This is a genomic window from Phaeobacter sp. LSS9, from assembly GCF_003443595.1.
Lineage (GTDB): Bacteria > Pseudomonadota > Alphaproteobacteria > Rhodobacterales > Rhodobacteraceae > Phaeobacter > Phaeobacter piscinae.
The window spans coordinates 3,168,110-3,194,253 of record NZ_CP031956.1 but is presented as its reverse complement, the minus strand read 5'-3'; the positions used below and the strand labels follow the sequence as shown (position 1 = coordinate 3,194,253).

The following is a 26,144-nucleotide window of genomic DNA, read 5'->3' as shown; positions in this document are numbered from 1 at the left end:
GGATTCCCGCTCCGGCGCAAGGGAAACCGTCATCAGGCACCGAGGAGCGGCGAACGATCATGAGTTCGCAGCAGGTTCAGACGGCGCGTGATCACGGGCCGTGGAGCCGTTACAGCGACCGGATCAGGCTAGCGCCGCGCATCAATCGCCGCGATGGCCATCGCCACGGCCTCACCAATCGTGAGAGCACTGGTATCAATCAGCACTGCATCGCTGGCAGGTTTCAACGGCGATTCCGAGCGGTTGGTGTCGCGCGCGTCCCGCGCCTTCACATCTTCCAGAACCTCGGCATAGCTGGTGGGATTGCCCGCTGCCATCAACTCCTGCAAGCGGCGCTGCGCACGGACTTCGGCACTGGCTGTCACGAAAAGCTTGGCCTGCGCGCGCGGGCAGATCACCGTACCTATGTCCCGCCCGTCCAGAACCGCCCCGCCTGCACGGCGGGCAAAAGCCCGCTGAAAATCAACTAGCGCCGCGCGCACCTCAGCGATCACCGCCACTTTGGATGCGGCCTGCGCCACCTGCGCGGTGCGCAATTCTGGCCGTTCAAGATCATCCGGCAGCAGTGCAAGGGCGGCCTCTATCGGTTTGTCCCCGGCAAGCATCCGCGCGCCAACCGCACGGTAAAGCAGGCCCGTATCCAGATGGCCAAATCCGAAATGGGCCGCAACCGCCCGAGAAATCGTGCCCTTGCCAGCGGCAGCCGGGCCGTCAACTGCAACAGTAAAGCTCATGCCGTCGTCTCTAGCCGCGCCCCCAGCGTGGTCATCAGCGGGGTGAAGATCGGGAAGGACGTGGCAATAGGCGTGCCATCATCGACAGTCACGGGTTTCTGGGCCCCCATACCCATCACCATGAAAGACATCGCGATCCGATGATCCAGGAAACTCTCACAGGTGCCGCCGCCGGGCACACCTTCCGGTCCCAGACCGGTGACGGCCCACCAATCGTCACCCTCTTCAACCATCACGCCATTTGCCCGCAAACCGCGCGCCATCGCGTCGATCCGGTCACTTTCCTTCACCCGCAGTTCCTTGACGCCGGTCATCATGGTTTTGCCCGTCGCAAAGGAAGCCACAACCGAAAGCACCGGATATTCATCAATCATCGAAGCCGCGCGCTCCGGTGGGACGTCGATCCCCTTCATATCAGGCGAGTACCGCGCGCGCAGATCCGCAACCGGCTCACCGCCCTCTTCCCGCATATTTTCAAAAGTGAGATCCGCGCCCATATCCTGCAAGGTATAGAACAGCCCCGCCCGCGTCGGGTTCAGGCCGATACCCGGTACCAGCACATCGGACCCTGGCGTAATCAATGCTGCGCAAACCGGGAAAGCCGCGCTTGAGGGGTCACGTGGCACCGCAATGACCTGCGGTTTCAGTTCAGGCTGCCCAGTCAGTGTGATGACCCGGCCTTCGTCCGTATCTTCAACAGTGATCTCGGCGCCGAACCCCGCGAGCATGCGCTCAGAATGGTCTCGGGTGGCCTCTTTCTCGATCACAACTGTCTGCCCCGGAGCATTCAGTCCCGCCAGAAGGACCGCGGATTTCACCTGCGCGGAGGGCACCGGAACTGTGTAACGCACCGGTGTCGGCTCCGCAGCTCCGACGATTGTCATTGGCAGACGCCCACCCGACCGACCAACAGATTGGGTCCCAAACAGGGCCAGCGGATCGGTCACCCGCGCCATTGGTCGTTTGTTGAGGCTGGCATCCCCCGTGAAGGTAACCGTGATAGGAGAAGTCGCCATGACCCCCATGATCAGCCGCACACCGGTGCCGGAGTTGCCGCAATCAATCACCTGGTCCGGCTCAGCCAGACCACCGACGCCGACACCATGCACAGACCAATTGCCACCGCCATGATTGATGACCTCGGCGCCCATTGCCTGCATTGCCTTGGCGGTGTCCAGTACATCTTCCCCCTCGAGCAAACCCGAAATCTTGGTCTCTCCCACGGCCAGGGCGCCCAAGATCAGCGAGCGGTGAGAGATCGATTTATCGCCCGGAACCTCGGCAATGCCGGTCAGCGGATCCGCGCGGTGCGAGGTCATCGGGATGGGCGTACCGTGTCCGGACATGAGGAGCCTTTCGAAATGCTAGCGTTCACAATTGGACTACCCAATCGCTTGGTGTCGGTCCAGCGCGTTTTCCCATTGGCGCCACGCCCCGCAAGATATTGCACCACGCAGCAGGATCAGAGGCGACGGAATGTCATATAGTGAGGCGTACGGCCTTCGCGCAGGGCCTTTTGCTCATAGCGGGTCGAGATCCAGTCATCCCAAGCCACGCGCCAGTCATCCGGTCCCTCGGCCAGCCACTCGAACCCGGCCTGCGGCACCTCTTCCATGGTCTGGCGAACGTAGTCGGGAATATCCGTAGCCACCCGAAAGATCGCGCCCGGTTTCAGGCATTTTGCGAGTGGTGCCAGATGTTCCTGCGTGACGAAACGGCGCCGATGGTGGCGCGCCTTTGGCCAAGGATCAGGGTAGAGCAGAAACGCACGCAAAATCGACTGCTCCGGCAAGACATCCATCAGGTCACGGGCATCGCCGGGATGGACTTTGATATTATCCGCCCCTGCGCGGCGGATTTTGCCCAGCAGCATTGCGACGCCATTGATATAGGGTTCCGCACCGATGATGCCGACATCCGGGTTCGATTTGGCCTGATGTACCAGATGCTCGCCACCGCCAAAGCCAACTTCCAGCCAGACGTCGCGCCCGCCAAACATGTTCTGCAGATCCAAGGGTGTACGATCCGGGTTCACATCCCAACCCACCGCGCCGGGACTGAGCGAGGCCAGATCCTCGTCAATATAGCGCTGCTGGCTGTCTTTGAGCTGCTTGCCCTTCAGGCGCCCGTAGAAGTTACGCCAAGGCGCACCACTCTGATGTTTATCAACCGCGTTGGGCCGACTATCGCCGGAGGGCGCCTGGTTGGGTTTGGTGTCATCAGACATCGGGGATTTTTCCTATCGAGCGTTCAAAACCTGGCCGCCCCTCTGCCCGATGCAGCCGTCTGGGTCAAGCCAGCCACCGCGACGCCCCCGCTCTAGGGGGTCTCGCGCAGCACCCCCGCCGCCATCAGACGCAGCCGGGTCGGGTACCAGACATCCTCGGGGTTGGTTTTCAGCGTCTCAATCGCAAAGGCCGGATCCACACCGCGCTGCATCATATATTTTAGATGACGAAAAACTTCTGACTGCGTGTCACGGTAAATCCAGGTCCCGAATTCAAACGGTGTGGCCCAGTTTTCGTCCTTGCGCCACAGGCGATAATAGCTCTGCACCGCTTTCGGTGCCCAGTCGCGCTGATGAAAGCCAATCTTCGACCCGAGGGTCATCTGACGTCGATTGCCGGCCAAGAAGATATCAACACAGGCGCTGATGCATTCTCCGACCACCCAAGTATCCAGCGCGTGATCCTGAACAATATCCGCGATCGACTCACCCGCATAGACACTGCCTCCCCCACTGTTCAGCTGGAGCCGCGTTATGGCCGGGTTGGCATCCAGAATATCGCGAAAAGGTTCGATATCATCATCGCTGATTTCACCGGTTTCAGCGTGCTGCGTGCCGTCAACCTCTTGCGCAACCAGATTGTCTGTGTCGTAGATCAGCGTTGTCCCATCAATTTTGAACTTGGGTGGAAGCGTCTGCCGGGCCTGCGCCGCATGCGGCATCAACGAGACTGCCAGCACATAGGCCAATCCCCACAGCGCAAGCCGCCGACACACGCGCAGGTGCAGGATGAACCAGCAGCGAGACTCCATCCAAGTCAGCTCCATAACAGTGCAATTACAGAACTATACTGACCGCAAAATACCCGGATCTCCAAGTGCTTTTCGCATCTGAAACCGCCGGATGTGACGCCCAGACGAAAAAAGGCGGGGACACCCCCGCCTGTTCTCAACACATATTGGAAATATCGAACTGGGTCAGATCGCTTTTGTCAGCGCCTCAACCAGATCAGTCCGCTCCCAGCTGAAACCGCCATCAGCATCCGGCTCGCGACCAAAATGACCATAGGCCGCGGTGCGTTCATAGATCGGCTTGTTCAGCCCAAGGTGATGGCGAATACCGCGCGGCGTCAGATCCATAATCCGATCAATCGCCGCCTCAATTTTGGCCGCATCCACATCGCCCGTACCATGAGTATCGGCGTAGATCGACAGCGGTTTGGCAACGCCGATCGCATAAGACAGCTGAATCGTGCATTTATCTGCAAGCCCCGCCGCCACCACATTCTTGGCAAGGTAGCGCGCCGCATAGGCTGCTGAGCGGTCAACCTTGGTCGGATCCTTGCCGGAGAACGCTCCGCCACCATGAGGGGCTGCACCGCCGTAGGTGTCGACGATGATCTTGCGCCCGGTCAGACCCGCATCCCCGTCGGGACCGCCAATAACGAATTTACCGGTTGGATTGACGTGCCAGATGGTCTCATCGGTCAACCAGCCTTCAGGCAGGGTCTCGTGGAAATAGGGTTCTACGATGGCGCGGATGTCGTTGGAGGTCAGCGTCTCATCCAGGTGCTGGGTCGACAGCACCAGCGAGCTGACCCGCACCGGTTTGCCATTCTCATAGACCACCGAAAGCTGCGATTTCGCATCCGGGCCCAGCGTCGGTTCGGTGCCGTTCTTGCGCACCTCGGCGAGGCGCCGCAGGATTGCATGGCTGTACTGAATCGGTGCAGGCATCAATGCAGGCGTTTCATTGGTCGCGAAACCAAACATGATGCCCTGATCGCCTGCGCCCTCTTCCTTGTCGGCTGCGGCATCAACGCCTTGGGCGATATGGGCGGATTGCTCGTGCAGCAGGTTGGTGATCTCCACCGTCTCATGATGGAACTTATCCTGCTCGTAGCCGATGTCCTTGATGCAGGCGCGGGCGATCTCATCGATGCGGCCCATGTAATCGTGCAGTTTGTCCTGATCCGACAAACCCACTTCCCCCCGATGACCACGCGGTTCGTGGTCGCAAAGGTTTCAGCCGCGACGCGGGCTTCGGGCTCTTCGCTCAGAAAGGCGTCCAGTACGGCGTCCGAAATACGGTCACAGACCTTATCCGGGTGTCCCTCGGAAACCGATTCCGAGGTGAAAGTATAATTCGTGCGGGTCATGAAAGGTGCTCCGTTGGGTTTAGCCTGCCACGCCAGGAAGCCGTTGTGGCAGTAATCGATCCGCAGTACGCGGGGAGACGTGTGTCGTCAATCTATAATGCCCAGAGGTTAAACAGCTATGACCCGCGTGCAACTGTGGTGCTGCGTCGCAGCGCCAGCCCGCCAAGGACGATGCAGAAAAGAAACACCGGCAAATCTCCGGTCTTCGCATAAAGGGTTCGCGGCAGGGGTGCGGGCAGCGCCGCATCGAGATAGCCCGCAACGCCCAGGGGAAGGGCGTCCAAAATCCGGCCATATGGATCAATCATGGCCGAGATCCCGGTATTTGCGACGCGCGCCATTGGCAAGCCCTGCTCAATCGCGCGCATCCGCGCCTGAACCAGATGCTGATAGGGGCCGGAATAGGTGCCGAACCACGCATCATTGGTTATCTGGATCAGTAAATCGGCCCGCCCCGGTGCGGCATTCACATCCTGCGGAAACACTGCCTCATAGCAGATCAGCGGCAGCGCCTTTCCCACAGGCAGATCCAAAAGCCGAGACCCCGGCCCCGCCGCATAACCCGCCCCGGCCTGCGACGCAAAACCATGCACGCCAAAGCGCGCCATCAGATTGCCCGCCGGTATATACTCCCCAAAGGGGACAAGATGCGCCTTGTCATAGATCTGGGCAGGAACGTTGCTGCCCTCCAGTACAATCGCCGAGTTGTGATATTGCCCGTCTGTTCTGCGCTGGATGCCCAACATCACCGGCGTCTCCCCAGCGGCAGACACAACCTCATCCAAGACATCTTCGGCGTAGTTCAACATCAGGGGAATCGCCGTTTCCGGCCAGAGGATGAGATCCACCTTCGATCCATCAGCAGCAGGCGCACGCGAGTACTCCAACTGCCGTTCGACAAACGACCAGCGCAGGTCCGGGTGCCATTTCTGATCCTGAGGCGCATTTGGCTGCACAAGGCGCAGCGTATGTTCGGTCAGCACGGCAGCAGGGGGTCTGGGCAGAAACACCACGACGGCGCCCACTGCAATGACCGGCAACAGCGCAGCCACCGGGCGGTGGCGGATCAAGCCAAGTGGCACGGTGGCAACCAAGGTCAGGAGACTCAGGCCATGTGGTCCGATCCAAGGCAGCAACTGCGCAGCCGGGGTATCGATCCAGAACTGCCCGAAAGCGGCCCAAGGCAGACCGGTCAGGATATAGGCCCGCGCGAACTCCGCCAGCGACAGCACTGCGATGAGCAACAACAGCCTAGCTGCCCCTTGCCCAAACCGCACGGCAACACCAAATGCCAGCCCCCAAAACAGCGCCAACCCGCCCGCGAGGCCCAGAACTGCAAAAGGCGCCATCCAGGCATAGCGGTCTGCATCAATCTGAAATGGCTCGTAGATCCAGATCATGCCGACGGAAAAATAGGCCGTTCCCAGCAACCAGCCAAACAGCGCGCCCTGGCGAGGCGAAGACGCCTGAAGCAGCTGATATCCGACCATGCCAAGACAAAGCGGCACCAACCAAAGCGCGTGAAACGGCGCCAGCGCAAACGCCAGCAACCCGCCCGCCGCGACAACGGTAGCAGCAGGTAGGAACGCGGACCGTAGGCTGGTCACCGACCAGACCTTAGTGGTCATCCTGAACAATCCGGCAGCCGCACCCGCAATCGCTTGATACGGCGCGGATCGGCGTCCATGACCTCGAACTCAGGCCCATCGGGATGCTGAATGACTTCGCCCCGTGCCGGCACCCGTCCCGACAGCATGAAAACCAACCCGCCCAGGGAATCGATTTCCTCGCCGTCCACATCCTCATGGCTGGTCAGTGACCGCCCGATTTCATTCTCGAATTCATCCAGTGGCGTACGGGCCTGTGCGATGTAGCAGCCCTGCTTCTCGCGAAACCAGGTCTGATCCTCACCGGCATCATGTTCATCCTCGATCTCGCCGACAACCTGCTCAATCAGGTCCTCGATGGTCAGTAGGCCGTCGACTCCGCCATATTCATCAATCACCAGCGCCATGTGACGCCGCTCGGCCTGCATCTTGGTCAGCAGAACACCAATTGTCATCGACGGCGGCACGAACAGAAGCGGCCGCACCATGCCTTCGAGACCGAAATCCGCCTCGGTGCCGTTGAAGCCATGCATCAGGGCGAAATCTTTGAGATGGACAAAGCCGATGGGCGTATCCAGCGTGCCCTCATAGACGGGAATCCGGGTAAAACCGCTTTCGCGAAAAATCTGAACCAGTTCATCCTTGGGTGTGGAAACCGGGATCGCGACAATCTCCGCTGCGGGAATGGCCACATCCTCGACCCGCAGGCGGCGGAGGTTGATCATCCCATGCGGCTGGTTCGGCAGACGCGTGTCCGGACCGGCAGTCACGTCTTCTTCAGTCTCTGCCGGGGCGAAGGAGCCGAAAATACGACCCAGAAACCCCGTTGATTGTGCAGCCGCGACACTGTTGTCAGCGCTGCCCTTGTTCTCCAGCGCGCCCTGCGCTGCGTTAGAACTTCCGTCTATATCGTCCATCGTTCCTATCCGATACGCCCCTGATTGGGGCTGTCATCCAAAGTATATGGGTCATCGATACCCATTTTGCCAAGTATCTGCACCTCAAGACGTTCCATCAAAGTGGCGTCAGGGTCACGAATGTGATCGTAACCCAAAAGATGCAACACTCCGTGAACGATCAAATGGCGCAGATGATCCGCCAAAGGCTTGCCTGCATCCTCTGCCTCGCGTGCACAGGTCTCATAGGCAATCGCAATATCACCCAGCGGGATTTCGCCAGTAAAATCCGCCTCAGGCAGCAGTGGCTCGTCGCCCGCCTCCTCTGGCGAAAGATCCACTGCGGGCCAGCTAAGCACATTTGTAGGCTTCGCCTTCTGGCGAAACTCAGTGTTCAGCTCCATGATCCGTGCGTCATCGCACGCCAGCAGAGACAGCTCGCAATCGTCAACATCCAGACCAAAATGCCCAAGCACCGCGTGGATCGCCTGTTCCGCATATGTGATGAGGTCGGCGTCCTGCCAACGGCTGTCATCTAGGGAGATGTCGAGGGTCATTGTTCAAATCTCACAACCAAGGCTGTCCGCAGTCGCATGCCGATGTCGGCGCGGGTTCCATATGTCAACACCGTGGAACCCGGCCTCATACCATCCAACAAGATCAATCCGTGACGAATGTGATCAGGCGGGTTTCTCATCCGCCTCATAGGCCTCGATGATGGCGGCCACAAGCGGATGCCGCACCACGTCGCGCGATGTGAAGTAATTGAAGCTCACCTTGGGAATACTGCTTAGCAACCGCTCGGCATCTGCCAGCCCTGATGCTACGCCACGAGGTAGATCGACCTGGCTGCGGTCGCCAGTGATCACCATACGCGATCCTTCGCCCAGACGCGTCAGAAACATCTTCATCTGCATCGTTGTGGCATTCTGCGCCTCGTCCAACACGACAAAGGCATTGGACAGCGTGCGACCACGCATGAAGGCCAGCGGGGCAATCTCGATCTGCTTTTCTTCCAACAGCTTCGCCAATTGCTTACCCGGCAGAAAATCGTTCAGCGCATCGTAGAGCGGCTGCATATACGGATCGACTTTGTCTTTCATGTCGCCAGGCAGATACCCAAGCTTCTCGCCCGCCTCTACGGCGGGACGGCTAAGGATAATCTTGTCGACATGGCCAGTGATGAACATGCTGACCCCAACCGCGACGGCCAGATAGGTCTTACCGGTACCGGCCGGACCGATGCCAAATGCCAGCTCATGTTCGAACAGAGACTGAACATAGGCTTTTTGCGCATCGGTGCGTGGCTCGACCAGCTTCTTGCGAGTCTTGATCTCGACCTTGCCGCCCCGGAACATCTCCAGCTGGCTGCCGGGGTCGGCGACCTGCTCCTGCCCCATCCGCAACTCGCGATCAATGTCACCGGCCTCTACGCTTCGACCAGTTTCCAACCGATCATACAGTGCGGCCAGAACTGCTGCCGCCTGGTCGCGTGCAGCTTCTTCGCCCAGCACCGAAAGCTGGTTGCCACGCCGGACGATCTGCACACCGAGCTTTTGCTCAAGCGTCGCAAGATTGCGGTCGTATTCGCCGCACAGATCAATCAGCAGTCGGTTATCGGGAAATTCAAGCAGCGCCTCGTGGGAGGCATCCTGCTCCTGCGATGGGGTCAAAGTGCCAATGGCCAATCCGGTCTCCTGTCTTTGACGATGTTCTCTCAGTGTGCCCCTCGACTCGTCCCGGCGCAAGCTGCGCATCCGCAATTTCACGCGATTGAAACAAAATGGCCGCCCCGGGAGGGCGGCCAACAGCCTGGGTTCTGAACATCCGGGCTGATCCGATCAGATCGGATCCTCAACGCTGGAGCCTGATTTGAACGGACCAACTGCAGTATTTGGTGGTGCAACGCCAGAACACACCGGACGCCCATCCGGCGCCAGACGTTGCGACAAATAGCCTTCCACACCGTCGTCGATGATCCAGTGGTCACAGCCGGTAGGATCCACCCAAATCCCAGCCTTTAACTGAGAGAGATCCTTGCTGTCGAAACCGCGATCCACGGTCTTGTCGACCTTTTCGCCACAGGCCGCGAGACCAATCGCCACCGATGCCAGCAACGCTGCTTTAATGAATGACATAGACGTGCTCCTCAGCGCAGGCAGATGATTTCAACGCGGCGGTTCTGCGCCATGTTGGCGGCAGAATCATTGGGGACACGCGGATCCCGTTCACCGTATCCCCGCGCCTCAAGGATGCGCGCGCCAACCGATTGGCCGACCTTAGCAACCGCATTTGCCCGGCGCTGGGACAGGCGCATATTGTACTCATCCGATGCGCGACTATCGGTATGGCCGGTGATGATGAATGAACGCGCATTGGCGGACTGGAAAAACTCGCGCAGGCGCTGCTGTCCCGCTGCGCTGATGTGATGCCTGTTGGTGGCAAAGAACTGATCGCTGGGCATCACGCCGCAGATATCACCACGACGGCAAACCGGTTTTCCGTCGCGGGTAACATGCGGTGTCATGAACCCTTCGGCGCCATCATCCATCACCCAGTGTTCGCAACCGTCGGGATCCACCCAGATGGTTGGCACATAGCTCTGGCCGATCACAACGCCGACGCCTGCATCCTGCGCCATCAACGCACCAGCGCTCAGGCAAATGGTCGCGGCAGCAGCAGAAAGAACTCCGCCCAGCTGTTTCGTCAGTGATTTCAACACACCCAAATTCCCTTCACCAGTCGTTCGCAGGCGCACCTCAAGCATGCGGCAAGAGCCACTTGCAGATCCGTCTCGCAATATTCGCAGGTATAGGACGCAAATTGCAATCATTTGCTTAAGGAAATCAGAAGTTTCACGCCACCGTAGCACGATTGAGACCATGGCGCGGTCGACGCGACACCAGCCGTTACCACACCGCCAGTTACTTTTCGATCAGCGCACCCGCCAACGAGTTGGCACCGGAGGACAGGATCCGCACGCGGGCGAGATCTCCGATAGCCCGGTCACAATCCGCGACATGGACCGCATGCAGATAATCGGATTTCCCGACCATCTGACCCGGGAAGCGCCCTGCCTTCTCAAACAACACGGTGACGTCACGGCCTACCATGCTGTCCTGAACCTCACGCTGCTGCTTCGTCAGCAGGGCCTGCAGTCGCTGAAGCCGATCGTCAGCGGCGGCAGGGTCGACCTGCGCGCGCTCTGCTGCCGGGGTGCCGGGGCGGGTGGAGTATTTAAAGGAATAGGCGGTGCCATATTTGACCTCCTCCACCAGATCCAAAGTTGCCTGAAAATCCTCTTCGGTCTCTTCCGGGAAGCCGACGATGAAATCGCCGGAGATCAGGATATCAGGCCGCGCGGCGCGGATACGCTCGATCAGCCGCAGATAGCTTTCGGCGGTATGCGCACGGTTCATGCGCTTCAGGATCTTGTCCGATCCCGCCTGCACCGGCAGGTGCAGATAGGGCATCAGTTTGGCGCAGGTGCCATGCGCCTCGATCAGGTCGTCCTGCATATCATTGGGGTGCGATGTGGTGAAGCGGATGCGCTCCAGCCCATCGACCTTGTCCAACTCCCAGATCAGCTGTGCCAGCGTCATATCACCATTGGGACCGGCGCCGTGGTAGGCATTCACGTTCTGGCCCAACAGGGTGATCTCTCGCACACCGCGTTCGACCAGATCCTGTGCCTCTCGCAGGATGCGGTCCGCCGGACGCGAGACCTCGGCACCGCGGGTGTAGGGCACCACGCAGAAGGCGCAGAATTTGTCGCAGCCTTCTTGCACCGTCAGAAACGCGGTCGGGCCACGCTTGGCCTTGGGGCGGTTCTTCAGCTTCTCGAATTTGTCTTCCTCAGGGAAATCGGTGTCCAGCACCTTTTCGCCGGTCCGCGCCTTGGCTTCCATCTCCGGCAGGCGGTGATAGCTTTGCGGGCCAACCACCAGATCAACCAGCGGCTGACGGCGCATGATTTCCTGTCCCTCGGCCTGCGCAACGCAGCCTGCGACGCCGATCTTCAGATCCGGTTTCTCCGCCTTCAGCCCCTTGAAGCGGCCCAGTTCGGAATAGACTTTTTCCGCGGCCTTCTCCCGGATGTGGCAGGTGTTCAGCAGGATCATATCCGCATCATCGGGCGATTTGGTTTCAACATAGCCTTCGCCGCCCAGCGCCTCGGCCATGCGTTCACTGTCATAGACATTCATCTGACAGCCATAGGTCTTGATAAACAGCTTCTTCGGGGCGCTCATGGGGACAACCTTTTCAGCGGAGGGGTCGCAACAGCGGCGTGGCATAGCCGGAAACGGCTCTGCTTGCAATGCCGCCCCGATTACCCGATTTTAGCAGCAACCGCCAGATAAGGGCGTCGGCAGAGAGCAGCAGGCAATCGGATATGATGCATTCATCACTCGAGGGATTTCTCGAACATGCCAAAACGGCCCTGACAAAAGGGCCTGTCGCCCTGATCTTTGTCGAGGACAAGGTTGAGATCGCAACAACCCTGCGCCACCATCTTGATCTGGGCTTTGCGACTGTAGTGGTGTTTATGCCCGATGCCTTTGATATCCCCTATGATCTGGAAACACGTATCGAGCGTGTGCCGTATGATTGCAGCAGGCGGGATACCGTGTTTGAAGCCATAAACAAAGTCATCGCAGCCGCCGCACCCGGATGTTGGCTCTACTACTGCTACAACGCCGAATACCTGTTCTATCCCTTCTGCGAGACCCGGAACGTTGTGGAACTGCTAGGCTTTCATGCTGAAGAACGCCGTGACGCGATGCTGAGCTATGTCATCGATCTCTATGCCGGGGATCTTGCGGCGGCGCCGAATGGGGTTTCTCTGGACACTGCACATCTGGACAAATCCGGCTATTACGCCCAATCGCGCAACGATCCGCAGACGGGTCACCCGCTGGACCGTCAGCTGGATTTCTACGGCGGCGTGCGCTGGCGGTATGAGGAACACATTCCGGCCGCCAGTCGCAAGATCGACCGGATTTCGCTATTTCGCGCCAAACCTGATCTGCACCTGTTCGACGATCACCGCTTTAGCGAGCCGGAGTACAACACCTATGCCTGCCCCTGGCATCATAATTTGACGGCGGCCATCTGCTCCTTTCGGACGGCAAAAGCGCTGAAGCGAAATCCCGGATCCTCCTTTGAGATTGATAACTTTCGCTGGCACAATTCTGCGCCGTTTGACTGGCACTCGCGCCAGCTTCTTGATCTGGGGCTGATGGAACCGGGGCAGTGGTTCTGAAGGTCTGAACCGTCACATCGGCTCAGACCCTGATATCCGTCAGCGCTGCAACAGAACCGGGAACCAATCCTCGCGCAGGATCTGACCCGGTGTCATCTCATGGCCGGGATATGGCGGCGATGTGGGCCCAGGGCGTTCGATGTAGCGCGCATCATCTCCGACAAGACGCAGCGAAAAGGCACGACGACGGGAGCTGCTGGTATTGGCCCGCGCTCCATGCAGGGTGCGATAATTGAATGCGACCGCATCACCCGGCTGCATCTCCCATTCTTTGACTGTCATGCCCTCAGCATCTGGATCCGGAACCGACATGTACTGCCCCTCATCGGCAAAGAACCCTTCTTCAGACACCCACCGTGTCGGCAGGACCTCTTTCTCCCACCGGTGAGAGCCAGCGACACAGCGCAGTGATGCATCCGTGACCGGGTCAAGCGGCGACCAGAAGCTTATGGTCTGCTGGCCTTCAACAAAATAGTAGGGACCATCCTGATGCCAGGGTGTCGCCATGGAGGTGCCGGGCTCCTTCACCAGGACATGATCATGAAACATCTGAACGCGTTTGGACTGCATCAGATCTGCCGCCACCTCGGCGACGGGCGAGTGTTTGATCGCCCCTTCGAACTGAGGGATACGAGTCCAGTTGCAATAGTCGTCAAAGAAGCGCCCTGTCTGGCCCTTCTTTTCGTTGTTAGAGGCATAGGGGCCCGGCTCGACCATATTGGCCTCCACGCCGTCACGGAGCAGCTCCACCTGATCCGCGAAAAGCCCGCGGATCAGCACCACGCCGTCGCGTTGGAACTGATCGATATGATCCTGAGTGATGAGGGGATGAGGCATGGGGATTGTCCTTGGGGTCGAAATCTGGGCTGCGACGGCGGGCGCTGCGGCCCGCTTGCCCCCGATCTTGCGCACAGAGGTTGAGCATGCTCAAATAATATCTCAATATGCAAAAAATAATCTGATGTTATATCTAACCCTGCGCCACTACGAATACGTCTGCGCTATTGCGCAGCACGGCAGCCTCTCCGCCGCAGCGGCGGCGGTGCATGTCAGCCAGCCTGCGCTGTCCACCGCCCTCGCGCGGATTGAGGCGCAGTTGGGGGAGACCCTGTTTCTGCGCCGTCGTGGCGCCGCGGTGGTTCTCACACCGCAGGGACGCAGTTTCGCAGCACGTGCGCAAGCGCTGCTGGAGCAGGCTTCGCGGTTGGAACGCCAAGGCAGCGAGGATGCGACCGGCCAGCAGCTGACGGTTGGCTGGTTTACTGACCTCGCGCCCTTTCTGCTCGCCCCCGCTCTTAAGCGTCTTCGCACCGCCCTCCCGGGTGTCGCGATCCGTTACAAGGTCGACCATTTTGAACCACTGATCGCCGCGATGATCGCTGGGGATATTGACTTGGCTGTCAGCTACGACCTTGGCGTGGATGCCAGTTTTATGCGCGAGGAGCTGGTACGCAGGTCGCCCGTTGCACTGCTGCCGCGCTGCCATCCGCTGGCAGGGCGGGATCACTTGGCGCTGGCAGATCTGGCTGAGCAACCGCTGATTCTATCAGAAGAGGGGCACTCCGTGCGCCATATGCTTGGGCTGTTCAAATCTATCGGCACCCTGCCCCGTATCACCCATCGCGCCGCATCGGTTGAGCTGTTGTGCAGCTTGGCCGCCCACGGCGAGGGCATTGGCATCACCTACAGCAGACCACCCGGCACAAATTCCTACGACGGGCCCGGATTGGTCTCGATTCCAATCAGTGACGCGTCTGCGAAGGAGCCTCTTGTGCTGATCAGCCACAGCCGCGCTGCGCTCGGCAGCGTGATCCAGCGCGCACAAGGCATTTTGGCAGACGTGGTACCGGCCGGTTCACCGGATCAGTGAAGATCTTCAGATCTTGCGCAGCCGGATCACAACATCCACAGAGGCAATCTCGACGCCTTGCGGTGCCGCCGGGAGGCTCTTGATCACCAACTGGTCGGATGGCGCATCTGACAGACGCCCCTCGTCCTCCCAATAGAAGTGAGGATGATCATGGGTGTTGGTGTCAAAATAGCTTTTGGAGCCATCCACGGTGATTTCCTGCAACACACCGGCATCGCAAAAGGCGCGAAGCGTATTATAGACGGTGGCAAGGGACACTGCGGCCCCCTTATCCTTGGCAGCGTCAAACAGACTTTCAGCGGTGACATGGCGGTGTTTGCCATCGCCCACGAGCAATTCTGCCAGCGCCACCCGCTGACGAGTCGGGCGCAATCCGGCTGTTTCCAGCCAGTTGGTAGCGATATCTGCGGGTGTTGGCGTCATAAAGCAGGTCCTGCATAGCGTTGCTGGACGCATTTATAGGCCGAAAGGGTCACTGTATTCAATTCAATTTGCGCGGCGTCAGTATCTCCTCCTAGACTGTTACAGTTGAAAAACCCGAAGGCCACAGGCGGGATGCCGGTTGTCCCGCTGCGCCCGGAACCCTTGCAGGAGAGTCGAAACGGGTGCTACAGGGGGCCAGATAGACGATGATAACATAGGCAGGAGAAGCGCCAGCATGGCCGATTACCCCAGCAGCTTTGACAAAGACGATTTGCTAAAATGCGCCAGAGGCGAGCTGTTTGGCCCTGGCAATGCGCAGCTGCCCGCCCCCCCCATGCTGATGATGGATCGCATCACCGATGTGTCCGCAGATGGCGGCGCCCACGGCAAAGGTCACATCACAGCCGAGTTCGACATCACCCCTGAGCTGTGGTTCTTTGACTGCCATTTCCCCGGCAACCCGATCATGCCCGGCTGTCTTGGTCTTGATGGTCTCTGGCAGCTGACCGGCTTTAACCTCGGTTGGCGCGGCTGGCAGGGGCGCGGCTACGCGTTGGGTGTCGGTGAGGTCAAATTGACCGGTATGGTACGCCCGGATCGCAAGCTGCTGACGTACAAGATCGACTTCACCAAAGCGATCAAGACCCGCCGCCTGACCATGGGTGTTGCCGATGGGATCGTCGAGGCAGATGGCGAAGTCATCTACCAGGTCAAAGACATGAAGGTGGCCCTGTCCGAGAGCTGATCCGCAGCTTTCCTCTGGCCCCCTGAAACAGCATAGGAGTACGCAGCATGCGTCGTGTCGTCGTCACCGGTCTGGGCATCGTCTCGTCCATCGGGAACAATGCCGAAGAGGTCCTTGCCTCTCTCAAAGCAGGGAAATCTGGCATCGAAGCCAGCCCTGAAATGGCGGAACATGGCTTTCGCAGCCAGATCGCGGGCACGCTCAAGCTGAATGTGGCGGATCATGTAGATAAGCGCACCCTGCGCTTCATGGGCGCGGGCGCGGCCTATGCTCATATCGCAATGAGCCAGGCGATTGCTGATGCCGGCCTGTCCGACGATCAGGTGGTGAATGAGCGCACGGGCCTTGTTGCAGGCTCAGGTGGGCCATCTACATCCGCCATGCTGACAGCGCATCAAACCGTTCTGAAAACCGGCGCGACCAAGCGTATCGGGCCGTTTGCAGTGCCCAAATGCATGTCCTCCACGATCTCTGCCAACCTGGCGACGGCGTTCAAGATCAAGGGTATCAACTACTCCATTACGTCCGCCTGTTCGACCTCGCTGCATTGCATCGGCAACGCAGCCGAGCAGATCATGATGGGCAAGCAGGATGTTATGTTTGCCGGCGGCGGCGAGGAACTGGACTGGACGCTTTCGTGCCTGTTCGACGCGATGGGCGCGATGTCGTCGAAATATAACGACACGCCCGAAAAAGCCTCGCGCGCCTTCGATCAGGATCGTGACGGGTTTGTGATTTCCGGCGGCGGCGGCATTGTTGTGCTGGAAGATCTGGATCACGCCTTGGCGCGCGGCGCCAAGATTTATGCTGAGGTCACCGGTTTTGCCGCGACCTCCGATGGGCACGACATGGTTGCCCCCTCTGGTGAAGGCGGCGAACGCGCGATGCGTCTGGCCCTTCAGTCCCTGCCGGACGGCCGCAAAGTAGACTACATCAATGCCCATGGCACCTCGACCCCGGTTGGCGACGTCGGCGAAGTCGAAGCGGCCCGCCGCGTCTTCGGTGCGGGCAATGTCCCTCCGATTTCGTCCACCAAATCAATGACCGGTCACGCACAGGGCGCGGCTGGCGCCTTGGAGGCAATTTTCTGCCTTCTGATGCTGGACAACGACTTCATCACCCCGTCGATCAATGTCGACACCCTGGCCGAGGGTATTGAACCCGCAGAGGTCGCGACCCAGCTGGTGGAAAACGCCGGTCTGGACAGTGTGATGACCAACAGCTTCGGCTTTGGTGGCACCAATGGCTCAATGGTCTTGAGCAAGTACAAAGGATAACGGCGGATGTCAGGAGTATTGACGGGCAAGCGTGGCCTGATCATGGGGGTCGCCAACGATCGCTCGATCGCTTGGGGTATCGCCAAGGCCATGGCTGAGGCCGGAGCGGACCTGGCCTTTACCTATCAGGGTGAGGCATTCGGCAAGCGTCTTGAGCCGCTGGCGCAGAGCGTTGGCAGCGATTTCATGGTCGATGTCGATGTGACTGACGATGCCTCACTCGACACAGCCTTCGAACAGCTGTCTGCACGTTGGGATAGCATCGACTTCGTCGTTCACGCTATTGCCTATTCGGACAAGGCGGAGCTGACCGGGCGGTTCCTTGATACCAGCCGCGAGAACTTCAAGAACTCGATGGATATCTCGGCCTATTCCTTTGTCGAGGTGGCCCGCCGGGCCTATCCGCTGATGAAGGATGCGGGCGGTACTCTACTGACGCTGACCTATCAGGGGTCAAACCGTGTCGTCCCCAACTACAACGTCATGGGCGTCGCCAAGGCAGCCCTGGAAAGCGCCACGCGCTATCTGGCCAATGACCTCGGCCCCGAAGGGATCCGCGTCAATGCGATCTCGCCCGGCCCGATGAAAACACTGGCCGGTGCGGCCATCGGTGGGGCGCGCAAAACCTTCAAGCATACGGCGCAGAACGCCCCGATGCGGGACAATGCAACGCTGGAAGCCGTTGGTGGGACAGCTGTCTACCTCGCCTCTGACGCCGGAGCCTGCACCACCGGAGAAGTCATTCGCGTCGACGGGGGATTTCACGTCCTTGGAATGCCCCAGCAGGACAATCTCTGATCGCGACTATTCGCGACCAAAAGACCGAAGGGCACCCGCAGCGGTGCCCTTTTCTTATTCCGGCGCACGGCTCCCCCGCTGCGCTACCGACAATTCCCGTGCAAGCGTGGCGACTAGCTCGGCCGTTGGCATCGTCCGCGCTTGGGCGGCACCCTGCCCTGCCCATTGCGCACCATACCCAACCTCATCACGATTTTTTGCCGCCGCGTTCAGCGCCTTCCCGGCGTCATAAGCGATGGGGTAATCCGGGATCTCAACATCACGGTTCTGGCGCCCCCAATCGGTAAATCGGTTGCTCAGGCAGCGTGCCGGGCGACCTGAGATCACCGCGGTCATTTCCGTTTCGGGATTGTCGGCCAACAAGGCTGCCCGATATCCTGCGTCGGCACTGCTCTCCGGGCAGGCAATGAAGGCGGTGCCGAGCTGCGCCGCTGCAGCGCCTGCGGCCAGAGCATCGGCGATATCCGCCCCGGTCATCATCCCGCCTGCGGCGATCACTGGCAGCGTCTGTGCCGCCGCCAATTCGCGGACCAGCGGTAAGGTCTGCAGCCGCTCATCCTCACCGGTGGGATCAAAAATGCCCCGGTGGCCGCCCGCCTCCCACCCCTGCGCAACAATGGCATCGATGCCAGCGCGCTCCAGGCTACGGGCCTCAGTCAGCGAGGTTGCGGTGGCGAGCACTACGACACCTGCGGTTTTCAGTGCCGCGATGACATCCTGCGAAGGCAGGCCAAAGTGAAAGCTAACAACCGCCGGGCGCTGCGCGATCAACATGTCCTGCATGTCGCGATCTACGCAAAAACTGGTGTATATTTCGCGCAAACCCTGCGGTGGCGTCGCGCCGAAGCCCTGAAACACAGGTGACAGATGTTGAAGCCAAGCCGCCTCTCGCACAGGGTCTGCGGTCGCAGGTTGATGGCAGAACACATTGACATTGAAGGGCTGCTCGGTCAGCGCTGCTGTCTGAACAAGCATTTTCTCGGCCTGCTCGACACGTGCCGCGCCGATGCCCAGAGCACCGAGCCCGCCCGCATTGCTGACGGCCGCCGCCATTTCGGGCGTACTGACACCCGCCATTGGAGATTGCAGGATCGGCACGGATATCCCCAAGCGATCCATCAATGCTGCTGACGTGGAAATCCCGCTCATCTCACCCTCTTTCGCCACAAATCCTAATTGCGCAAAAGAGCCGGTTTGATGAGGCGGCGCAAGAGGCGCCACCTCATCCGGTCTTAGTTGATTGATACCAATTCGATATCGAAAATCAGATCCTTGCCCGCCAGCGGGTGGTTGGCGTCAAGGGTCACGGTCGCCTCGGTCACTTCAACCACGGTTACCGGCAGAACTTCCCCGGTTGGCGCCTGCATCTGCAGCTGGGTGCCGACCTCAAGCGGGATGTCATCGGGAATGCCTTCGCGCGGGATGGTCTGACGCGCCTCATCATGGCTGGGGCCATAGGCCTGATCAGCAGAAATGTTGAGCGTCTTTTTCTCGCCTGCGGTCATGCCAGCCAGACCTGCGTCCATACCTTCAATGACCTGACCGGAGCCAACGGTGAACTCAAGCGGCTCGCGCCCGTCGGAGCTGTCAAAGACGCTGCCGTCTGTCAGCTTGCCTGTGTAGTGGATGCGTACGGTATCGCCGCTTTTTACCTCGGTCATGGGACCTCCAGTTGGTTTCACGTTACAAAGGCGCGCACAGTATAGGACCCACCCCTGATGTAAACCCAACCGACCAGCGCCCAGAACTGGTAGCTGTTTGTCACGGGATGCACCGCATTGTGGCTGGAATTGACGCCCGTTTTGCGCCTAGGCTGACGCAACCGCAGGACACCGGACGGGAGACCCCATGGCGATCACAACCTGTATCTTCGATGCCTATGGCACATTGTTCGACGTGACGGCGGCCGCGCGGCAAGCCGCCCAGGAACCAGAGTTCCCGCATCTGGTCGACCATTGGGCCGAGCTGGCCAACCACTGGCGACTGAAGCAGCTGCAATACACCTGGCTGCGCGCCATCACCGACGCCCACACCGATTTCTGGCAGGTCACCCAAGATGGATTGGACTGGGCGATGGACGCCACCGGCCTCAGTGGGGATCCGCAACTCCGCAAACGGTTGCTCGATCTCTATTGGCAGCTTCAGGCCTATGAGGAGGTGCCGCAGATGCTGCGCGCGCTCAAGACGGCTGGGCTGCAGACAGCGATCCTGTCCAATGGATCACCCAAGATGCTGGAAGGTGCAGTCAACTCGGCCGGGGTGAGCGGGCTGCTGGACGATGTCTTGTCTGTCGAGGCCGTCGGGGTCTTCAAACCCGATGCACAGGTCTACGACCTCGTCGAGGAACGGTTCAACTGTCAGCGCGACGAGGTATTGTTTGTCTCCTCCAACGGCTGGGACGCCGCCGGCGCGGCGGGGTATGGATTCACCACCGCCTGGGTCAATCGGAGCGGCGAGCCCATGGATCGCCTGCCTTGGACGCCACATCATATCCTGAGCGACCTGAGCAGTATTCCGACATTGCTTGGGACATAACCCTGTGTCGCTTACATCAGGACCGCTTTCAGTCTTCACCACCTCGGATGGGATGCAGCTCGCCTATGACGATCCCGACCAAACAAGCATGGAGGGGCGCCCCCCCTTGCTGTGTCTGGCCGGTCTGACCCGCGACGGGCAGGATTTTCGATATCTTCGGCCGCATATCCGTGGGCATCGCATGATCACGCTGGATGCACGCGGTAGAGGCAGGTCGCAATACGCCGAGAACATTCACAGCTATTCAGTCCCGCGTGAAGCACAGGATGTGATTGAGCTGCTGGATCATCTGAATATTGATCGCGTCACACTTCTGGGCACCTCTCGCGGTGGACTGGTTGCTATGGCGCTGGCCGCCTTGCACAAACACAGGCTAGCTGGCGTGATCCTGAACGACGTAGGGCCAGAAATCCCTGCGGATGGCATCGCGCGGATCATGGCCTATGTCGGGCATCGCCCTGCGGCCAAAACTCATGAACAGGCCGCCTCGGTGCTGGCGGCACATATGGCCCCAGCATTTCCCGATGTGCCAATGGCGCGTTGGCGCGAGGAGGTGGAGGTTTTCTACACCCAGACACAGGACGGTTTGGCCCTACGCTACGACGCGCGGTTGCGCGACGCCTTACTGGCACAGGCCGCCGCCGGGCCGCCGCCGGATTTGTGGCCGCTGTTCCAATCCCTCAGGGGGGTGCCATCGGGCGTCATCCGTGGGGGCAATTCGGATATTCTCAGCGCCGATACCTACCAAAAAATGCAGTGCCACCTGCCGGAGCTGCTCGCCGTGGAGGTCCCGGACCGGGGTCATGTCCCCTTCCTTGATGAGCCCAAGTCGCTGGCGCTTATCCATCGCATTCTGGAGATTATTCAATGACATCCTTTGCCGCGATTGCCGCAGCTGCCGACCGCCTGAGTGGTCACGCACGGGAGACGCCGTTGCTATCTTCGCCGTTTCTGGACGACATTGCCGGACGCCGTGTGCTGATCAAGGCCGAGTGCCTGCAACACACTGGTTCGTTCAAGTTTCGCGGCGGCTGGGCTGCCCTCTCGGCACTGACCGACGACCAGCGACACCGCGGCGTATTGGCCTATTCCAGTGGCAATCATGCACAGGGCGTGGCCGCTGCGGCTGCCGCACATGCGACGCCCGCCGTGATCCTGATGCCGCAGGATGCGCCAGCCATCAAAATTGCCAATACGCGCGCGCTCGGCGCGGAGGTGGTTTTGTTCGACCGGGCCAAAGACAACCGTGATGCCATCGGAGCAGAACTGGCAGAGGCGCGCGGCCTTACCCTGATCAAACCCTACGACGACGCCGAGGTGATCGCCGGACAAGGCACTGTTGGCCTTGAGATTGCCCGCCAAGCTGCGGACCTTGACGTGAGCGAAGCGGATGTTCTGGTGTGCTGCGGTGGTGGAGGTTTGACCGCCGGCGTCGCGCTTGCTCTGGAACAGACCGCGCCAAAGATGACAGTCAGCCCTTGTGAACCTGAGCGTTTTGATGATGTCGCCCGATCACTGGCTGCAGGTGAAATCTGCCGGAACGAGGCCTCTGCGGGCTCACTTTGTGATGCCATCCTGACACCCGCACCGGGCGACATCACCTTCCCTATTCTGTCGCGTCTCTGCAGCTCCGGCATCGTGGTGAGCGAAGAGGACGCGATGCGCGCCATGGCGCTGGCCTTTTCACGGCTGAAGATCGTGTTGGAACCCGGCGGCGCGGTGTCTCTCGCAGCGGCCCTGTTCCATGGTGACCAATTGAGCGGCCCTGCCACAATCGCTATCGCAACAGGCGGCAATGTCGACGCAGCCCTTTTTGCCGAGGCGTTGCATCGGTTCGGCTGACTCCGAATGACCGCCCTTATCGAGTTTGGAGTACCACATGACCGAATTCACCATCGCATCCTTCAACGTGAAAAACCTGATAGGTCCGGATCAGGAATACTATAAATTTCAAAGCTACACGCCTGAAGAATACGCGTGGAAGGCCGATTGGATGGCCGATCAGTTGTTGACGCTGGATGCCGATATCGTTGGTTTCCAGGAGATTTTCGAGGAAGCGCCGCTGCGTGAGATTATCGCTGAGACCGACCGGCGCGGGCAGGAGGCAAATGCCGCCAGCCTGCCTGACCGTTCCAAACGCTATCATCGAAAGGCGATTTTCCGCAAACTGGCCTATACCCCCTACACTGAGGCTGAGCTGGCTTTTGCGCCCAACATAAACGACAGCGAAACACCAGGGAAACGGCGCCCTGGCCTCGCGATCCTTTCACGATATGGCTTCGCTGAACCGGTCGAGATTATTCAGGACCTGCCGCAACCTCTGGATATTCCGATGGCCTGCCTTGGTGGCGAAGAGGACGCGGGCTACTACACGCTGAGACGGCTGTCGCGCCCGATCATGAGGGCCCGGATCCCCGTTGCCGGTCAGATTGTCAGCGTCTTCAACTGTCATCTGAAATCCAAACTGGGTGAGTTCATCACCCCGCAAGGTGCACCCTACCCGCCTGAAACCGTGCTCACGGCCTATGATGCGGGTGGTCGCGCCTTGGGCGCGCTGCGCGCAGCTCTGCGCCGTATGGCTGAAGCCTGGGTGCTGCGGCGAATGATATTGGACGAATTGGAACAGAACCGACCGGTCATGGTATTGGGAGATTTCAACGACGGGGAAAACGCCGTCAGCTCCGAGATCATCAGCGGCGAGACACCGTTTCGGAATTATTCCTGGATGCTGCGCCATGATGCCCGGCACACCGGCGACCGTTACAGTGCAGAGGAGGATCGGCACATCCGCGAGACAATCGACAAGTTTCGATTGCGGTCGGCAGAAAAGCAATTCCTCAAAAAATCACTCCGCGATGTGGTCTACACCACCGCATTTGGCGGCGTTCATGAAAGCATCGATCAGATCTATATGTCCCGTCATTTTGATCCGGACTGGGCAGGCCGCATCGGAGAGATGGAATATTTCAGCGTCTTCAATGACCATCTGACCGATGGCAGCCACCCCGAAGCTCCCTACAATAAACTCGCCTCTGATCACGGGCAGATCATGGCCCACATGCGGCTCAAATCTGCCGATTAGGGTCTGTTTTGCGTATTTCTTCACGGTCTGGCCGACTTTACCTGACGGATAGCCCGCGTTAATAAGCGCGACTGAACACACCCCGGAGCCCCCTATGCCATTTGCTGACCTGGGCGATGTCCAGCTACACTACCAACTGGATGGAACCGCCGATGGACCTCCGTTGGTCTTTGCCAATTCTCTTGGCACTGATCTGCATGTCTGGGATCTGGTGGTGGAACGACTTCCAAAAGAACTGCGCATTATCCGCTACGATCTGCGTGGCCATGGCGGCACACCCGCAACACCAGCGCCCTACTCCATGGGAACATTGGTCCGCGACGCCGAGCGCTTACTGGACCAGTTGCAGGTGAAGGGCTGCATCTTTGTCGGGCTATCAATCGGCGGCATGATTGCGCAAGGGCTGGCGATCAAGCGGCTGGATCTGATGCGTGGGCTGGTGCTGTCCAACACCGCCGCCAAGATCGGAACCGCCGCCGCCTGGCAGCAGCGCATCGAGGCGATCAAACGTGATGGGATTGACGCCGTTGCAGACACCATCATGGAGAGATGGTTTGCCCCCGCATTTCGCAAGTCGCCCGAGCTGTCTCATTGGCGCGCCCATCTGCTCCAGCAATCGGTCGAAGGCTACATCGGATGCTGCGCGGCGATCTCCGGGACGGATTTTTACACCCCCACCAGCGGCTTACGATTGCCGACCTTAGGCATTGCGGGCTCAGACGACGGCGCGACACCGGCGGATCTTGTACGCGAAACGGTCGATCTCATCCCCGGTTCCAAGTTTGAGTTGATCCGCCGCGCCGGCCATATACCTTGTGTCGAACAGCCCGAGGTTTTTGCGGATCGTCTGATCACCTTCCTGACGGAGCAAGGCCATATTTGATGAGCCAATAAACCGCAGGCCGGTGCTTGCTCGGAAACGCACGAACTCACCCCAATATGTGGCACACACGGTAGCCGATTTATCCCATGATAAGATAACAGACCTGAACATATCCCAATTGCCGCCCACTACTGCCCCAATCAGATAACAGCGGCTATCGCACCCCTAGTGAAAGATCTCTGATGGCCGCTTCTCTCTTCGACAGCCAGCTCTATGCCTCATTGTTTTCCGCCGGAGATATTTCCCGGCTGTTCTCAGACAGTGCCGAAATCCGTGCCATGCTGCTGGTCGAAGGGGCACTGGCCAAGGCGCAGGGCAAGCTCGGCCTGATCCCGGGGGAGAGTGCTGCAGCGATTGGCCGCGCGGTGATGGAGGTCGCTCTGGACCCCGGCGCATTGGCCCAATCGGCCGGACAGAATGGCGTCCCGGTTCCCGGTCTGGTGAATGCCTTGAGGAATGAGATGAACGCGCCGGAGCACGCCCAATATGTGCATTGGGGCGCGACCTCGCAGGACATTATGGACAGCGCCTTGATGCTTCGGTTGCGGCAGGCACTTGCAGCAGTTGAGACTGATCTGCTCACCCTGCTTACGCAACTGTCCGATATGGCGGGCACTCATGCCAACCTTCCGATGGCTGCACGCACCTATGGTCAGTTGGCCACCCCGACCAGCTTCGGGGCCGTTGTGGCCACGTGGGGGCAGCCTCTGGCGGCACTGCTCGAAGAGCTGCCAGTGCTCCGCCAAACCTGTCTGCTCGTGTCACTTTCCGGTGCTGCTGGAACGTCCAGCGCATTGGGATCCAAGGCCAGTGAGCTGCGCGCCGAGCTGGCTGCGGGACTGTCGCTGGCGGATCCGCATCGCAGCTGGCACACGGATCGCAGTCCGGTTCTGCGGATCGCAGACTGGCTCACCCGCGCCTGCACTTTAATGGGAAAATTGGGGACCGATTGCCTGGCCCTGCGCCAAAGCGGCATTGACGAGCTGACAACCAGCACGGCAGGCGCGTCCTCAACCATGCCGCAGAAACAGAACCCAGTTGCCACCTCAGCGCTGATCGCGCTGGCATCGCAGGCGACCGCACAGCTTTCGGCTCTGCATCATGCCGCCGCGCATCAACACCAACGCGACGGCGCCAGCTGGTTTGGCGAATGGCTGAGCCTTCCACAGATCGTTTTCTGCGCCGCAACTGCCGCCCGGACCGCTGTCTCCATGACCAAAGGGCTGGCACCAGACGCCAAGCAAATGTTGTCCAACCTCCACGCTGCCAATGGGACAATCTATGCAGAAGCGCTGAGCTTTGCCTTGGCAGAACAGATGCGGAGAGGTGAGGCGCAGGCCGCGGTCAAGGATCTCTGCACCAAGGCTGCACAGCAGGATGTACCCCTGCAAGAGGTTGCTGCCGTGCAGTTTCCAGAGCTGGATCACGCAACACTCTTTGACGCCACCCGGCAACTTGGGTCAGCCCCGGACGAGGCACAACGATTTGTAAAAACAGTGGCCGCTCTGAAAGGCCGCCAAGAATCGACGTGATACACTGCTCATCAGCGATCTAGGCGGGCCCATCCTGCTCTCCCTGCGCCTATGTGCCTCGGGATACGACGTTTCACTGACGGTTTCAGACTTGCAGCCCTCCGCCCCCCGGTC

Annotated in this window: 26 protein-coding genes, 1 pseudogene and 1 riboswitch; of the genes and pseudogenes, 11 read left to right on the top strand and 16 right to left on the bottom strand. The window is 59.7% G+C overall.

Annotated elements, in window-relative coordinates:
• Positions 1–128: 128 nt before the first annotated feature.
• From D1820_RS15270 to miaB, 12 genes and pseudogenes are all read right to left on the bottom strand, one after another.
• The gene (locus D1820_RS15270) at positions 129–734 is read right to left on the bottom strand and encodes a d(CMP) kinase (RefSeq protein ID WP_118069631.1); all 606 of its coding nucleotides are present in this window, start codon (positions 732–734) and stop codon (positions 129–131) included.
• The gene (aroA, locus tag D1820_RS15265; RefSeq protein WP_102848613.1) at positions 731–2,080 is read right to left on the bottom strand and encodes a 3-phosphoshikimate 1-carboxyvinyltransferase; all 1,350 of its coding nucleotides are present in this window, start codon (positions 2,078–2,080) and stop codon (positions 731–733) included. The genes D1820_RS15270 and aroA overlap by 4 nt, the downstream gene beginning before the upstream one ends.
• A 116-nt stretch (positions 2,081–2,196) precedes the next feature.
• Positions 2,197–2,961, bottom strand: coding sequence for a tRNA (guanosine(46)-N(7))-methyltransferase TrmB (locus tag D1820_RS15260; RefSeq protein WP_118069630.1), 765 nt, complete (start codon positions 2,959–2,961; stop codon positions 2,197–2,199).
• Positions 2,962–3,053: 92 nt separating this feature from the next.
• The gene (locus D1820_RS15255; protein ID WP_118069629.1) at positions 3,054–3,773 is read right to left on the bottom strand and encodes an ATP-dependent Clp protease proteolytic subunit; all 720 of its coding nucleotides are present in this window, start codon (positions 3,771–3,773) and stop codon (positions 3,054–3,056) included.
• Between the two features lie 165 nt (positions 3,774–3,938).
• A pseudogene (gene metK, locus D1820_RS15250) lies at positions 3,939–5,119 on the bottom strand (methionine adenosyltransferase).
• Between the two features lie 6 nt (positions 5,120–5,125).
• A riboswitch (SAM-SAH riboswitch) is annotated at positions 5,126–5,174 on the bottom strand.
• Between the two features lie 61 nt (positions 5,175–5,235).
• The gene (lnt, locus tag D1820_RS15245; RefSeq protein ID WP_118069628.1) at positions 5,236–6,747 is read right to left on the bottom strand and encodes an apolipoprotein N-acyltransferase; all 1,512 of its coding nucleotides are present in this window, start codon (positions 6,745–6,747) and stop codon (positions 5,236–5,238) included.
• Positions 6,744–7,643, bottom strand: a complete 900-nt coding sequence (locus D1820_RS15240; protein WP_096870582.1) for a hemolysin family protein — start codon at positions 7,641–7,643, stop codon at positions 6,744–6,746. Before D1820_RS15240 ends, lnt begins: the two co-directional genes overlap by 4 nt.
• A 5-nt stretch (positions 7,644–7,648) precedes the next feature.
• On the bottom strand, positions 7,649–8,179 hold the full coding sequence (ybeY, locus tag D1820_RS15235) for an rRNA maturation RNase YbeY (protein ID WP_118069627.1): 531 nt from the start codon (positions 8,177–8,179) through the stop codon (positions 7,649–7,651).
• A 123-nt stretch (positions 8,180–8,302) separates the two neighbouring features.
• Entirely contained in the window at positions 8,303–9,310 is a 1,008-nt protein-coding gene (locus tag D1820_RS15230) for a PhoH family protein (RefSeq protein WP_027248017.1), read from the bottom strand.
• Positions 9,311–9,463: 153 nt separating this feature from the next.
• Positions 9,464–9,760, bottom strand: a complete 297-nt coding sequence (locus tag D1820_RS15225) for a hypothetical protein (protein ID WP_118069626.1) — start codon at positions 9,758–9,760, stop codon at positions 9,464–9,466.
• 11 nt (positions 9,761–9,771) lie between these two features.
• The gene (locus D1820_RS15220; RefSeq protein ID WP_118070244.1) at positions 9,772–10,332 is read right to left on the bottom strand and encodes an OmpA family protein; all 561 of its coding nucleotides are present in this window, start codon (positions 10,330–10,332) and stop codon (positions 9,772–9,774) included.
• 214 nt (positions 10,333–10,546) lie between these two features.
• Positions 10,547–11,872, bottom strand: a complete 1,326-nt coding sequence (miaB, locus tag D1820_RS15215; protein WP_040180449.1) for a tRNA (N6-isopentenyl adenosine(37)-C2)-methylthiotransferase MiaB — start codon at positions 11,870–11,872, stop codon at positions 10,547–10,549.
• A gap of 143 nt (positions 11,873–12,015) precedes the next feature.
• On the opposite strand from miaB, the gene D1820_RS15210 reads away from it, so the two are divergent.
• Positions 12,016–12,885, top strand: coding sequence for a glycosyltransferase family 2 protein (locus D1820_RS15210; RefSeq protein WP_205521385.1), 870 nt, complete (start codon positions 12,016–12,018; stop codon positions 12,883–12,885).
• Between the two features lie 39 nt (positions 12,886–12,924).
• Here the strand turns inward: D1820_RS15210 and D1820_RS15205 are convergent, their stop codons facing one another.
• Positions 12,925–13,722 carry a phytanoyl-CoA dioxygenase family protein gene (locus tag D1820_RS15205; protein WP_118069624.1) on the bottom strand — a complete coding sequence of 266 codons (798 nt, stop codon included), beginning with the start codon at positions 13,720–13,722 and terminating at the stop codon, positions 12,925–12,927.
• Between the two features lie 124 nt (positions 13,723–13,846).
• On the opposite strand from D1820_RS15205, the gene D1820_RS15200 reads away from it, so the two are divergent.
• The gene (locus tag D1820_RS15200; RefSeq protein ID WP_118070242.1) at positions 13,847–14,755 is read left to right on the top strand and encodes a LysR family transcriptional regulator; all 909 of its coding nucleotides are present in this window, start codon (positions 13,847–13,849) and stop codon (positions 14,753–14,755) included.
• 6 nt (positions 14,756–14,761) lie between these two features.
• Here the strand turns inward: D1820_RS15200 and irrA are convergent, their stop codons facing one another.
• A complete protein-coding gene (irrA, locus tag D1820_RS15195; protein WP_014873568.1) occupies positions 14,762–15,178 on the bottom strand; it encodes an iron response transcriptional regulator IrrA in 417 nt (138 codons plus the stop codon).
• 235 nt (positions 15,179–15,413) lie between these two features.
• Between irrA and fabA the strand changes: the two genes are divergently transcribed.
• The 3 genes from fabA to D1820_RS15180 are packed head-to-tail and all read left to right on the top strand — an operon-like array spanning position 15,414 to position 17,998.
• A complete protein-coding gene (gene fabA, locus D1820_RS15190; RefSeq protein WP_118069623.1) occupies positions 15,414–15,923 on the top strand; it encodes a bifunctional 3-hydroxydecanoyl-ACP dehydratase/trans-2-decenoyl-ACP isomerase in 510 nt (169 codons plus the stop codon).
• A 47-nt stretch (positions 15,924–15,970) separates the two neighbouring features.
• Positions 15,971–17,200, top strand: coding sequence for a beta-ketoacyl-ACP synthase I (gene fabB / locus D1820_RS15185; protein WP_040171054.1), 1,230 nt, complete (start codon positions 15,971–15,973; stop codon positions 17,198–17,200).
• 6 nt (positions 17,201–17,206) lie between these two features.
• Positions 17,207–17,998: an enoyl-ACP reductase gene (locus D1820_RS15180; RefSeq protein WP_014873565.1), complete on the top strand. Its 792-nt coding sequence runs from the start codon at positions 17,207–17,209 to the stop codon at positions 17,996–17,998.
• 54 nt (positions 17,999–18,052) lie between these two features.
• On the opposite strand, the gene D1820_RS15175 is transcribed toward D1820_RS15180, so the two are convergent.
• Complete coding sequence (locus tag D1820_RS15175) at positions 18,053–19,147, bottom strand: nitronate monooxygenase family protein (protein WP_118069622.1); 1,095 nt, start codon at positions 19,145–19,147, stop codon at positions 18,053–18,055.
• Positions 19,148–19,230: 83 nt separating this feature from the next.
• The gene (locus D1820_RS15170) at positions 19,231–19,659 is read right to left on the bottom strand and encodes a peptidylprolyl isomerase (protein ID WP_118069621.1); all 429 of its coding nucleotides are present in this window, start codon (positions 19,657–19,659) and stop codon (positions 19,231–19,233) included.
• Positions 19,660–19,846: 187 nt separating this feature from the next.
• On the opposite strand from D1820_RS15170, the gene D1820_RS15165 reads away from it, so the two are divergent.
• The 6 genes from D1820_RS15165 to D1820_RS15140 all read left to right on the top strand — a co-directional run bounded on the left by D1820_RS15165 (position 19,847) and on the right by D1820_RS15140 (position 26,030).
• Entirely contained in the window at positions 19,847–20,533 is a 687-nt protein-coding gene (locus D1820_RS15165) for a haloacid dehalogenase type II (RefSeq protein WP_118069620.1), read from the top strand.
• 52 nt (positions 20,534–20,585) lie between these two features.
• Positions 20,586–21,404, top strand: coding sequence for an alpha/beta fold hydrolase (locus tag D1820_RS15160; RefSeq protein WP_118069619.1), 819 nt, complete (start codon positions 20,586–20,588; stop codon positions 21,402–21,404).
• Positions 21,401–22,375, top strand: coding sequence for a threonine/serine dehydratase (locus D1820_RS15155; RefSeq protein ID WP_118069618.1), 975 nt, complete (start codon positions 21,401–21,403; stop codon positions 22,373–22,375). Before D1820_RS15160 ends, D1820_RS15155 begins: the two co-directional genes overlap by 4 nt.
• Positions 22,376–22,412: 37 nt before the next feature.
• Positions 22,413–23,615, top strand: coding sequence for an endonuclease/exonuclease/phosphatase family protein (locus D1820_RS15150; protein WP_118069617.1), 1,203 nt, complete (start codon positions 22,413–22,415; stop codon positions 23,613–23,615).
• A 94-nt stretch (positions 23,616–23,709) separates the two neighbouring features.
• Positions 23,710–24,498 carry a 3-oxoadipate enol-lactonase gene (pcaD, locus tag D1820_RS15145; RefSeq protein ID WP_118069616.1) on the top strand — a complete coding sequence of 263 codons (789 nt, stop codon included), beginning with the start codon at positions 23,710–23,712 and terminating at the stop codon, positions 24,496–24,498.
• Between the two features lie 182 nt (positions 24,499–24,680).
• Entirely contained in the window at positions 24,681–26,030 is a 1,350-nt protein-coding gene (locus D1820_RS15140; protein WP_118069615.1) for a lyase family protein, read from the top strand.
• The last annotated feature ends 114 nt before the right edge of the window (positions 26,031–26,144 follow it).